This window comes from Bilifractor sp. HCP3S3_D3, from assembly GCF_052063915.1.
In the GTDB taxonomy this organism is placed as follows: Bacteria; Bacillota; Clostridia; order Lachnospirales; family Lachnospiraceae; genus Bilifractor.
Genome location: NZ_JBQHWP010000010.1, coordinates 71,459 through 83,824, shown reverse-complemented (window position 1 = coordinate 83,824; position 12,366 = coordinate 71,459). Strand labels below are relative to the sequence as shown.

The following is a 12,366-nucleotide window of genomic DNA, read 5'->3' as shown; positions in this document are numbered from 1 at the left end:
AGGAGATGAAAGGACGGGTAAATTCGGAACTTGGCGAAGTCGTCATCAATCCTGATGTCATCGCTACCTATGCCGGAAGTGTCGCTGTTGAGTGCTTCGGAATCGTCGGAATGGCTGCCGTCAATATGAAAGACGGCCTCGTGCGTCTTCTGAAGAAGGACAGCCTGAAGCACGGCATCAACGTAACCATAAATGCGAATAAAATCTCTCTGGAATTCCATGTAATCATCGCCTATGGTGTGAGTATTTCGACCGTGGCGCAGAATCTGATCGACAGTGTAAAGTACCAGCTTGAGGAGTTTACCGGGATGAAGGTGGAGCATGTACGCATCATTGTGGAAGGCGTACGGGTAATAGACTGATCTCTTAGGAGGATATTGTTTTGGCTGAAAATACAATTGACGCCAGTCTGTTGGCGCATATGTTTTTAACCGGCGCCCAGAATCTGGATGCCAAAAAGGATTGGATCAATGAACTAAACGTATTCCCGGTTCCCGACGGCGATACCGGTACGAACATGACGATGACGATCATGTCTGCAGTCCGGATGGTGCAGGATATCGACAGCATGAATATGAAGGATCTGTCAAAGGCGATTTCTTCCGGTTCTCTCCGGGGCGCACGAGGGAACTCCGGTGTCATTCTGTCTCAGCTTTTCCGCGGATTCACCAAGACCGTAAAGGGTTCCGATGAGATCGATATTCCCATGATTGCGGACGCCTGCGAAAAAGCAGTAGAAACCGCCTATAAAGCAGTCATCAAGCCGAAGGAGGGCACCATCCTCACCGTTGCAAAGGGAATGGCGGAAATCGCCCGCAAGCTTGTAGATGCGCAGATGACGCTCGACGTCTATATCAAGAATATCATCGACTATGGCAACGAGGTTCTGGCAAAGACGCCTGATATGCTCCCGGTACTCAAGGAAGCGGGCGTCGTGGATTCCGGCGGTGAGGGACTCATGACCATCCTCGAGGGTGCCTATGACGGACTCATGGGAAAGGAAGTCGATCCGGATCTCGGAAAAGCGAAGGAAAAGGCAGCGGAAGAGGAGGCAGCCGAGGAGGCCGCACCCGCGAAGCCGCGTTTCATCTACAGCGCAGAATTTATCATCAGCAGCGGGAAATCTCTCCCGCAGGCACAGATTGATGAGCTTCGCGCCTTTCTTGTGCAGACCGGAGAGCAGGTTGTCATCATCCCCGACGCCAGGGAACTGAAGGTTCATGTGCACACCAATGAGCCGGGCGCGGTTCTCACCAGGGCACTGACACTCGGGCAGCTGAAGACGGTCCACATCGACAACCTCATGATTGAGCATCACGAAAAGCTCATCAAGGATGCGGCAAAGGCCTCCAAGGATCAGGCGGAGGAGCTTCTCCGGAAAGCGCAGCCGGCCAAGGCGGTAGGCTTCATCGAGGTTTGCGCCGGCGACGGCTTCGAGGAAATCTTCCGGGGGCTCGGCGCCGACTACATTATCAAGGGCGGCCAGACCATGAATCCGAGCACCGAGGATGTACTGGACGCGATTGATCAGGTCAATGCGGAGAACATTTTCCTGTTCCCGAACAACAAGAACATTATCATGGCAGCCCGCCAGGCGCAGGATCTGGTGCGTGAGAAGAACATCATCGTGATCCCGTCAAAGACGATCCCGCAGGGAATCACCGCGTTGCTCGGATATGATCCCGCGCAGAATGTGGAGTCAAATCAAACGGCAATGATGGATGCCATCGCAAATGTCCGCACCGCAGAGGTAACTTACGCAATCCGCGATACCACGATCGATAACGTTGAAATTCACCAGGGAGACATCATGGCAGTCGGCGACGACGGAATCCTCTCCGTAGGCAAGGATATCGAGGATACCTCTCTCGCATCCGTGGAGAAGATGATGTCCGACGACGCCGAGCTTATCAGCATATATTTTGGTAAGGAATTCTCAGAAGAGAACGCGAACCGCCTTGCTCAAAAGATCACCGGGAAGTTCCCGGATGTGGACGTCGAGGTGAACAACGGCGGACAGCCTGTCTACTACTGTATCCTGTCCGTTGAGTAAAGTCGCACACGAATACTTCGCATTCGGCTGCGGCTCACTGTTCGCGTAAATCTATGAAGCTGCCCGTCCGGTCAGAAGACCGGTGAGGCAGCTTCTTTTGCAGAGGAAGAACATATGCCATCCAGAAAAATCCCTCCCCATTCCATCCGAAACCTCAAAGGAATCGGGGAAAAATCCGAAATTCTGTTCAACCGGGCAGGAATTTTCACCACAGATGATTTGATCCGGTATTATCCAAGAGAATATGACTCATACGAGGAGCCCGTTTCCGTCGGAGAGGTCGTCCCCGGTCAGAAAAACGCGGTGTCCGCGCGGATTACCCGAAAACCCTCGGTCCGGACATTCGGAGGAAATTCCATTACCATGGCTGTTCTGAAGGACGAGACCGGTTCTCTTCAGGTGAACTGGTTCCACATGCCGTTTCTCGCCTCCACCCTGAAGCCCGGCATGGTCTATATTTTCCGGGGGCCCGTCATAGAGAAAAGCGGCAGACGGATCATGGAGCATCCCGAGCTTTTCACACCGGCTGCTTACGATCATCTGCGGGGACAACTGCTCCCGATTTATGCACTTACGAAGGGGCTCACAAATCAAGCGATTCGGAAGGCTGTGGCACAGCTTATACAGACCCGGGACCGCATCCCTGAAATCCTTCCGGAAGAAATCCGTGAATCTCTTGGTCTTGCGGAGATAAATTTTGCGCTCGATCAGATTCATTTCCCGGATTCCCGTGACAGCCTCCTCTCAGCCCGAAACCGTCTCTGCTTCGATGAGTTCTTTTTCTTTCTTCTGGGAATCGCCCGTATGAAGGACCGGAATCGCGACAGAGTCAACCATTTTCCGATGAAGACCGTGTGGAAGACAGAGGAAGTCATCGACAGCCTTCCATATCGTCTCACCCGCGCTCAGCAGCGGGTGTGGAACGAACTGGAGAAGGATCTTGCATCGAACCGGCTGATGGAACGGCTGATTCAGGGCGATGTCGGAAGCGGAAAGACGATTCTCGCTTTTCTGGCCATGATCATGGCATTTGAAAACGGCTGGCAGAGCGCAATCATGGTTCCGACAGAGGTTCTCGCCGAGCAGCATTTCGCATCCCTCACGGCGCTTCTTGAAAGCAGCGGCATCGAGGACGCATGCCCCGTTCTTTTGCGCGGCAGCTGTACGGCAAGGGAAAAAAGAGAAATATACGAGAAAATCGCCTCCGGAGAGGCAAAGATGATCGTCGGCACGCACGCGCTCATCCAGGAGGCCGTCACATATCCGAATCTAGGTCTCGTCATTACGGACGAACAGCACCGTTTCGGTGTCCGACAGCGCATGACGCTTGCCGGGAAGGGGTATCCTCCGAATGTGCTTGTCATGAGTGCCACGCCGATTCCCCGCACACTGGCGATGATCCTCTACGGGGATCTGGACATTTCCGTACTTGACGATATGCCCCGGAACCGGCTTCCCATCCGGAACTGTGTCGTCGGGACCTCCTACCGGGAGACCGCCTACCGTTTTATGGAAAAGCAGATTGCGGACGGACATCAGGTCTATATCATATGCCCCATGGTCGAGCCCAATGAGGAAATCCCCTGCGAGAATGTTACGGAATACTGCCAGAAGATACGGAAGCGTTTTGACGCCGCCATCCGGGTCGAAGCCCTCCACGGCCAGATGAAGCCGCAGCAGAAGCAGGAGATCATGAACGCCTTCGCCGCCGGGGAAATCCAGATTCTCGTCTCCACGACGGTCGTAGAGGTCGGCGTCAATGTGCCGAATGCCACCGTAATGATGATCGAGAATGCGGAGCGTTTCGGCCTCGCCCAGCTTCACCAGCTCCGCGGCAGGGTCGGCCGGGGAAGCGCCCAGTCCTACTGTATCTTCATGCAGGGCGATGGAAAAAAAGAGACCTCAAAGAGACTGGAAATTCTCAACGAATCCAACGACGGGTTCTATATTGCAGAACAGGATCTGAAGCTGCGGGGACCCGGAGACCTCTTCGGCGTAAGGCAGAGCGGCATCGCGGTTTTCCAGATTGCGGACATCTACCGGGATTCCGCTATCCTGAAAGCAGCATCCCAGGCAGTAAATGACCTGCTTTCCATGGACCCGGAGCTTACTCTGCCACAGAACCGTGAGCTGAAAAAGGCCTTGGATCAGTATATCAATCGTTCGGGAATTGCTTCCGGATTTCCCGGGTGAAACATATTCGTATCCGGGTTCTCTCGCGCGTCATTCTACGTTAACGGCCACAACACCTACCCGCGAATGGCCGGGGTTCTCTCGCGCGTCGCGCGCGTCGTTCTGGGATGTTCCTTTTGTGCGAACGATCTCTGCACAAGATTCTATCATGCGTCGTTACCGGACCCGATTTCGAAGAGCTCTCTTTTTCATATATAAGCGGCTCATTGCTTCGTCCTTCGCACTCCTGAAATCCTTCAGGTGTGAGCAACTACGTTGTACGAAATGCCGACCGAAGCGCTTTATTCTATCATGGTTATATCCGAATCGCTGATTTTTTTCCGGTATTCTTGAAAAAATAAAGAAAAAAGAATAATATAGATAAGAATCATATTTGACCATCAAATTTTTAAACAATTATCAGTTGAGTCATTATGGAGGAGAGAAAATGGCAGAGGCTAAGAAGACAGCTGCTGTAGCTAAGACCGAAATGAAAAAGACACCGGAAGCAGCGAAAACGAACGTAGTTGAAAAAGTAGCGGCAAAGGTTGAGAAGAAAGCCGAGAAGGTGGAGCATAAGGTCGAACAGGCGGCAGCAGAGGTCAGAAAGACAGCCGCTGACATCAAGACTGCAGAGAAGAAGGCAGCCGACGAGATCAAAACCGCTGAGAAGAAGGCGGCATCTGATATAAAGACTGCTGGCGCGAAGACCGCAGCTGACATTAAGACTGCAGGTGCAAAGACCGCAGCTGATATTAAAGCCGCAGAGAAGAGGACTGCCGTTGCGGCAAAAACTGCTGCAAAGAAGCCTTCAAAGGCATCCAGACCGGCAGTTCACAAAGCGGCGAAATCCGCAAAGGCTGCTGTGACAAAGGCCGCAGCCACCGTGAAGAAGGAAGCCGAGAAGGCAGTTGCCGCAAAGGAAGCACGCGCTGCCGAGGCAAAGCAGACCGTTGTTCTCCAGTACCTCGGGAAGGAGATTCCCTACAGCGAGCTTGTTGACCGCGCAGTCGATGCCTGGAAGGCAGCCGGCAAAGACGAAGCCGCTCTGAAGGAAGTCAAGGTATATGTAAAACCGGAAGAGAACAAGGCATACTACGTACTTAATGACGGCGAAGAGATCGGCAGTTTCGACATCTGAGTTTATCACCAATTCAAGTGAGACCTCTAAGGGGCTTCCGCAGCGGACATCTGCTCGGCGGCCTCTTTTTGTAGTAAAAACCCATAATCAAAACGTTTGCAGTTGCGAAATGTTTGTGCATTTGTTATAATGTGTTTAGAATACACGCGTGCTATATCAGCACAACTATTTGTATATGTCCCTGCGGCACTTCACTGCTACGCAGCTTCCGTGCCGCTGACAGAGATTCAGGCAGTGCAGGAAAGGGAGCATCACAACGCATGAACATTGGAATAATCGCACATAACAGCAAAAAGAGTCTGATCGAAGATTTCTGCATCGCATATAAGGGGATTCTTGCAAAGCACGAAATTTATGCAACCGGTACAACCGGACGAAGAATTGAAGAGGTAACAAATCTTCACATTCATAAGTTTTTGGCGGGAAGCCTCGGCGGTGACAAGCAGTTTACGGAAATGATTGAAAGAAATGACATGGATATGGTCATTTTCTTTTATAATCCGGCAATCATTGATCCGAGAGAGCCGGATGTCGTCAAGATCATGAAATGCTGTGATCAGTATACCATCCCGATCGCAACAAATATCGCCACGGCGGAGATGCTGATCCTCGGGCTGGACCGCGGTGATCTTGACTGGAGAATTCAATATAAAGAGGCAAAGGAAGAATGAGAGTAATCGCCGGAAAATGCAGGAGTCTTCCGCTGAAGACACTTCCCGGTAAAGATACCCGCCCGACAACTGACAGGATCAAGGAAACGCTTTTCAACATACTCCAGAATGACATTCCGGGGTGCCGTTTCCTTGATCTTTTTTCAGGAAGCGGAGCAATCGGTATCGAGGCGCTGAGCCGGGGCGCGGAAAGCTGCTGTTTCGTAGACAAAAGCCGCCAGGCTGTAAGTATCATAAACGAGAATCTTCGCTTTACAAAGCTTGAGGATCAGGCAACGGTTCTTCAGATGGATGTCATGTCAGCAGTCCGTTACCTTTCCGGCCACGCGCCCTTTGACGTCGTCTTTCTGGATCCGCCGTATCTTCATGATCTGGAAAAGGAGGCACTTGAGGCGCTCCGCACCGCTTCCTGTGTGACAGGGGATACGCTTTTTGTGGTCGAGGCTTCCATCAAAAACGATTTTTCCTGGCTTGACAATTCAGGCTATACATGTATTAAATGGAAGACATACAAAACTAACGAGCACCTTTTCCTGAGGCTCGATTCAGCAGGAGAATAACAGATGGTTATCGCCGTTTATCCGGGTACCTTTGATCCTGTGACCTATGGTCACCTCGATATCATTACCCGCGCGTCAAAATTATACGACAAGCTCATCATTGGGGTTTTGCACAATTCTGCAAAAACTCCGTTGTTTTCATCAAAGGAACGTGTTAATATACTTAAGAAAGCCACGAGTGGGATCCCGAACGTCGAGGTACAGGCATTCGAAGGTCTTTCTGTCGATTTCGCGAAGACCTGTCACGCAAGCGTGATTGTACGGGGGCTGCGCCTCATCACTGATTTTGAATATGAACTTCAGATGGCACAGACAAACCGCAAGCTTGCCCCCGATGTCGATACCACTTTTCTCTATACGGCACTTCAGTACTCGTATCTGAGCTCTACAACCGTGAAGGAGGTTGCTGCGTTCGGAGGCGATATCAGCGAATTTGTGCCTCCTTTTGTGGCGGGTGAAATACACCGGAAGCTTGGTGACATCCGACGCATTCACAGCGAGGACTGAGATACCCGCTGAATACTTTTTCCGGACAACGCCGCGTGCGGATTCGGATCGGCACAGCTGAGGGGCAGTTGCCGGTCATAATCGGACGGATTATTCTTCCGGAATTCAGATGATACAGGTAAATTAAGGTAAGGAGTATAAATAATGAGCAGCAGCAGAATTGAACAGATCATTGAGGAGATAGAAGAATATGTGGAGAACTGCCGGTATCAGCCGTTATCCACTACCAAGATCATTGTAAATAAAGAAGAGCTGGAAGAGCTTCTCCGCGAGCTTCGTCTGAAGACGCCGGATGAGATCAAACGCTACCAGAAGATCATCGGCAACAAGGATGCGATTCTTGCGGACGCGCAGTCAAAGGCGGACAATATCATCGCGGAGGCAGAGAAGAAGGCCCAGGAGCTGACTTCAGAGACCGAGGTCATGCAGGCAGCCTACGCGCAGGCAAATGATACCGTCAATCAGGCAAATCAGCAGGCGCAGGATATTCTGGATTCCGCCCAGAATGACGCGAACAACATCCGCTCGAGCGCGATCACTTATACTGATCAGCTTCTCGGGAATATTTCCTCGATCCTCAGCAATGCGATGGCCGAGGTCGGAGAGAAGTACAACGATTTCTCCGGTTCCCTGCAGAGCTACTATGATCTTGTAAATCAGAACAGAAGTCAGCTTGCTCCGATGGAGGACAACAGTTCCACATCCGGCAATCCGGCGGACACTGCTCAGGAGACCGGCGGACAGACAGCATATGACGATTCCGACGACGTGGATGAGGATGATGACGCCGATTACGAGGATGAAGAGTAAATTTTGAACTTATCGCAGCTCATTCCGGAAAGGGATGGGCTGTTTTTTGTTATGAAGCAAGGTGCAGAATATGGATATCATCATGTGGCATAAGGTCCTCAGCCCCTATGTAATGGCTGTGGATGAACTGATTCTGAAATTTGATTCCCTGCGGAGAGAATTTCAGGAGCAGGGGCAGTACTGCCCGATCGAGCATGTGACCGGACGCGTCAAAAGCATTTCCAGCATACTCGACAAAATGGCAAAGAAAAATATCCCGCCGGAAAAAATGGAAGAGCAGATAGAAGACATTGCGGGCATACGCATCATCTGCCAGTTCACCGAGGATATCAACAGAGTTGCCAGTCTCATCACCAGCCGGACCGACATCGAGCTGGTCGAAATCAAGGACTATATCCGCAACCAGAAGCAGAGCGGTTACCGCAGCTATCACATGGTTGTGCATTATGAAGTGAACACCATCAACGGGCCGAAGAAAATTCTGGTCGAGATCCAGATCCGGACCATGGCGATGGACTTCTGGGCTACGACGGAGCACTCTCTCCAGTACAAGTACAAAGGACAAATCCCCGAGCGGGTCGGCAGCCGTCTGTCCAATGCCGCGGACGCCATCATTTCTCTGGACAGCGAGATGTCTTCCGTCCGCGATGAGATCATGGACGCCCAGCTTTCCTCCAAGCTCCGCTACAATCTCGTGGAAGATATCGTAAATACCATCGAGAGTCTCTACCGGATGACCTCGAAGCGCGAGGTGGAAAAAATTCAGGAAGAATTCTATCGGATCTATCAGTCCGGTGACGTGGAAGAGCTAGTCCGCTACCATCATCAGCTGGATCTTATCGCTCAGGCCTATCACGCCCAGAAAAACCGCGTCGATGAAGGCATAAAAATCAGTGAAGAATAAGGATTCCTCCGACCCTGATCGTGATACGATACGGATCCGGCGTCGATGAAGGCAAAAAATCAGTGAAGAATAAAAGGAGACAGAGGTTTGAAAATCGAAAAGGGTCAGTACGGCTACATCCGACATGAAAAGTTTAAGAGAGTTCTGAGAACCGTTATCGCGTTTGCGATTGATTTCGCCATCTTTGCTTTTGGCCTGATCATGAACAACGGCAGCCGCCGCAACATCTATTCGATTATCGCAGCAGTCGGCTGCGTTCCCGCGGCAATGTCAATGGTTGGAATGATCATGATGCTGATGAGAAAGCCGATGGATCAGGAACTCCATACGGATATCGAGACCCACGCCGGCTCTCTCCCCATGCTGTACGAACTGTACCTGACCACCCGCGACCAGAATCTCTTTATTGACGCGGCGGCCGTGTGCGGAGAGTATATCACCGCATATACCCATGAGAATGCTGCGCCCGGTGTTCTTCAGTTTATGGAAGGCCACATCCGGAAATCGGTTCTGCAGAGCGGATATAAGGTCACCGTCAAGATCTTCTCTAATCGAAAGAATTTCCTGGAGCGCATCGACCAGATGCGGGAAAAGCAGGCGGAATACCGCATGGACCGCGATGACGAGGTCGCAGCAATCCTCCGGCAGCTTGCCCTCTAATTGTTTTATTGCACTTAATTGTTTTTATCGTTTTGCATTGCTTTAATTTTTATTCGCTTTTTATGGCTTTCAGCCGCTTTCAATAATATGTAGGAAAAAGAATGATTCAAATCACCATTGACACCGAAACTGCTTCCCAGCGTCTGGATAAATTTCTCAGAAGATATCTTCCGGAGGCGGGAAGCGGTTTTCTGTATAAACAGCTGCGAAAGAAGAATATTACACTCAACGGAGCGAAGGCTACCGGAAAGGAACTTCTGCGGGAAGGAGACGAAATCCGAATCTTTTTCTCAGATGAAACGCTGCGTAAATTTTCCGCAGCAGGACCTCTCCCGCAGAAGAACAAATCCGGAAAGCCCGGGCCTGCCCCACTTGCCGCATCGGACATCCTCTTTGAGGACTCTCACGTGCTGATTCTGAACAAAAAGGCCGGGATTCTCTCCCAGAAGGCAGCCCCCGAGGACATCTCCCTGGTGGAAATGATCCAGTCATACCTGACCGAAAAGGGCGAGCTCACAGAAGAGAGTCTCCGCATCTTCCGTCCTTCTGTGGTCAACCGGATCGACCGGAATACAAGCGGAATTGTGCTTGCCGCAAAGACGCTCGCCGCCGCCCGGGAGCTTTCCGAATGCCTGAGAGACCGGACCGTACACAAATACTATTATGCCCTGACAGAGGGCGAAATCCGGGAGCCCGCCCGCATCAGTGCATATCTCACGAAGGATCCCCGGACCAACCGGGTGACCGTTCATGACAGAGCATCCGTCCGAACATCTGCCGCAGACGCAGTGCCTTCCCGAACATCTGCAGCATCCATACCGGACAACGTTCAGATCCCTGATGCGAAGCTGACATTCGCCGCGGAAGGTGTGCAGAATCCCGGCGAATACATCGAAACGGAATACAGCCCGGTGAAGCATTTCCGGATCACAGACCCGCACGGGCAGCCTGCTTCCTTTACCTTACTGAAGGTAAACCTGATCACCGGAAAGACTCACCAGATCCGGAGCCATCTCTCTTTTATTGGACATCCCATCATCGGTGATGTAAAATATGGTCTCAGAAACCGGAACGAAGATTTCCGCAAGCACTTCGGCCTTCGCAGACAGTTTCTCCACGCGTCGGAGCTTGTTTTTCCCCCGATGAACGGCGTTCTCTCTGATCTGTCGGGAAGAACCTTTCTGGCTCCCCTGCCCGATGACCTCAGAACCACGCTGAAAAAGCTTGAAGCAGCCAACCGGCTGTAACATCCGCCGCATGATCATACTTATCTTTGTGCTGCACTGTTCATCAGACAAATCATGCGAACCGTCATTCAGCCGCACGGTCACACAGGCCTGCGTGCTGCCTGTCCGCATGGTTCCGCATCCCAAGGCTGCGGCACTGGCGGCTGCACAATAACCTCATTTTACCTGACAGGAAAGAAGAACACATGAGTAAAAAACCTGATACCAATTCTACTGATCCCCGGCCGGAAGGGCCGGACGAGAAAACACCGGTAACCACACCGGACGACCGGAAGGAGAGTATCCGTAAGGATGTTTTCGACTACGTGAAAATCATTGCGATCGTTCTGATCGTTATGTTTGTCCTTCAGAAATTCATCATTGTCAATGCACGGATTCCATCCGCATCCATGGAACCGACGATCATGACCAACGACCAGATCTTTGGAAACCGCCTGGCCTACCTGAACAGCGATCCGAAGAGATATGACATCGTCATTTTCCGCTATCCTGATGACGAATCGCGTCTTTTCATCAAACGGGTCATCGGCCTTCCGGGCGAGACTGTTGACATCCGGAACGGTGATGTCTATATCAACGGAAGCAAGACTCCTCTGGATGACAGTTTCTGCGCTGCGCCGGACTCCACCGACACCGGAAATCTGACGTTCCCGCTCACCGTTCCGGCAGACAGCTACTTCATGCTGGGCGACAACCGCGTTTATTCCAAGGATTCCCGATACTGGGAAAATCCCTTTGTCAAGAAGGAAAAAATCCTTGGAAAGGCCTTCTTCCGCTACTGGCCGCTGAACAAGATCTCGGTAATCAACAGCAAAGAGGCGGACTATTATGATCCGACAGCAGATACTGCCAGTGCCTCGGTCTCTGGATTTTCCGGGGCAGCAACGACATCTGCGGGATTCCCGGCGCTGAATCCTGCTTCTGTATTCGGATTCTGAGGCGGCCTCACGATGGCGACCTGGAATTCAAGAGGGCTTCGCGGTTCCACCCTCGAAGACATGATTAACCGGACAAATGACCAGTACCGGGACCAGGGACTTGCGCTGATCCAGAAAATCCCAACCCCGATTACTCCGGTCAGAATGGACAAGGAGACACGACGCATCACTCTGGCATATTTCGATCAGAAAAGCACCATTGATTACATCGGAGCAGTGCAGGGCATTCCCGTCTGCTTCGATGCCAAGGAATGCAAGACCGATACCTTTCCTCTGGCAAATATTCATCCGCATCAGATCCGTTTTATGTCCGATTTCGAGAAGCAGCAGGGGATATCCTTTCTCCTCATTTTCTATTCCTCACGGGATGAATATTATTATCTTCGCTACGAAGAACTGCTCCGGTTCTGGAATCGTATGGAAGCAGGCGGGCTGAAGCGTTTTCATTTTGATGAGCTTACGCCCGCTTTTTTTCTCCGGAAGAGAGCCGGCATTCTGGTGCCTTATCTGGACGGAATCTCGAGAGATCTCGCCCTGCGGGACGCGGATGCAGCCGAGGGTGCCGATTTTGACGGTGAATAAGCCCTCTTCCAGTCTTTCTTCGCCGTGCCCAGGAGGCAGGGGCACCTGGAAAAGAAACGCACATGAACTTCCTTTCTGATGTTCTCCGTCGTGTGCACAGGGAAGGGGAAAGAGTATGGGA

13 protein-coding genes are annotated in these 12,366 nt (G+C 51.6%); all 13 read left to right on the top strand.

Going from position 1 to position 12,366, the window contains the following annotated elements; all coding sequences use genetic code 11:
* Positions 1-5: 5 nt before the first annotated feature.
* The 13 genes from ACTNDI_RS07690 to ACTNDI_RS07630 all read left to right on the top strand — a co-directional run bounded on the left by ACTNDI_RS07690 (position 6) and on the right by ACTNDI_RS07630 (position 12,245).
* On the top strand, positions 6-362 hold the full coding sequence (locus ACTNDI_RS07690) for an Asp23/Gls24 family envelope stress response protein (RefSeq protein WP_441100352.1): 357 nt from the start codon (positions 6-8) through the stop codon (positions 360-362).
* Between the two features lie 20 nt (positions 363-382).
* Entirely contained in the window at positions 383-2,053 is a 1,671-nt protein-coding gene (locus tag ACTNDI_RS07685; protein WP_441100350.1) for a DAK2 domain-containing protein, read from the top strand.
* Positions 2,054-2,167: 114 nt separating this feature from the next.
* Positions 2,168-4,246 (top strand): ATP-dependent DNA helicase RecG, encoded by a 2,079-nt coding sequence (recG, locus tag ACTNDI_RS07680; protein ID WP_441100349.1) that lies wholly within the window; start codon positions 2,168-2,170, stop codon positions 4,244-4,246.
* Positions 4,247-4,673: 427 nt separating this feature from the next.
* Positions 4,674-5,366: a DUF6465 family protein gene (locus ACTNDI_RS07675; RefSeq protein WP_441100348.1), complete on the top strand. Its 693-nt coding sequence runs from the start codon at positions 4,674-4,676 to the stop codon at positions 5,364-5,366.
* Positions 5,367-5,626: 260 nt separating this feature from the next.
* Positions 5,627-6,037, top strand: a complete 411-nt coding sequence (locus ACTNDI_RS07670) for a methylglyoxal synthase (protein WP_441100347.1) — start codon at positions 5,627-5,629, stop codon at positions 6,035-6,037.
* On the top strand, positions 6,034-6,597 hold the full coding sequence (gene rsmD, locus ACTNDI_RS07665; protein ID WP_441100345.1) for a 16S rRNA (guanine(966)-N(2))-methyltransferase RsmD: 564 nt from the start codon (positions 6,034-6,036) through the stop codon (positions 6,595-6,597). Before ACTNDI_RS07670 ends, rsmD begins: the two co-directional genes overlap by 4 nt.
* A 3-nt stretch (positions 6,598-6,600) precedes the next feature.
* On the top strand, positions 6,601-7,104 hold the full coding sequence (gene coaD / locus ACTNDI_RS07660; RefSeq protein WP_441100343.1) for a pantetheine-phosphate adenylyltransferase: 504 nt from the start codon (positions 6,601-6,603) through the stop codon (positions 7,102-7,104).
* A 144-nt stretch (positions 7,105-7,248) separates the two neighbouring features.
* Complete coding sequence (locus ACTNDI_RS07655) at positions 7,249-7,914, top strand: ATPase (protein ID WP_441100342.1); 666 nt, start codon at positions 7,249-7,251, stop codon at positions 7,912-7,914.
* 70 nt (positions 7,915-7,984) lie between these two features.
* The gene (locus tag ACTNDI_RS07650) at positions 7,985-8,818 is read left to right on the top strand and encodes a GTP pyrophosphokinase (protein WP_441100341.1); all 834 of its coding nucleotides are present in this window, start codon (positions 7,985-7,987) and stop codon (positions 8,816-8,818) included.
* Positions 8,819-8,905: 87 nt separating this feature from the next.
* Entirely contained in the window at positions 8,906-9,478 is a 573-nt protein-coding gene (locus tag ACTNDI_RS07645) for a hypothetical protein (protein ID WP_441100340.1), read from the top strand.
* A 101-nt stretch (positions 9,479-9,579) separates the two neighbouring features.
* Positions 9,580-10,725, top strand: coding sequence for an RluA family pseudouridine synthase (locus tag ACTNDI_RS07640; protein WP_441100339.1), 1,146 nt, complete (start codon positions 9,580-9,582; stop codon positions 10,723-10,725).
* 185 nt (positions 10,726-10,910) lie between these two features.
* Positions 10,911-11,663: a signal peptidase I gene (gene lepB, locus ACTNDI_RS07635; protein WP_441100337.1), complete on the top strand. Its 753-nt coding sequence runs from the start codon at positions 10,911-10,913 to the stop codon at positions 11,661-11,663.
* Between the two features lie 12 nt (positions 11,664-11,675).
* Positions 11,676-12,245 carry a Holliday junction resolvase RecU gene (locus ACTNDI_RS07630; RefSeq protein ID WP_441100335.1) on the top strand — a complete coding sequence of 190 codons (570 nt, stop codon included), beginning with the start codon at positions 11,676-11,678 and terminating at the stop codon, positions 12,243-12,245.
* The last annotated feature ends 121 nt before the right edge of the window (positions 12,246-12,366 follow it).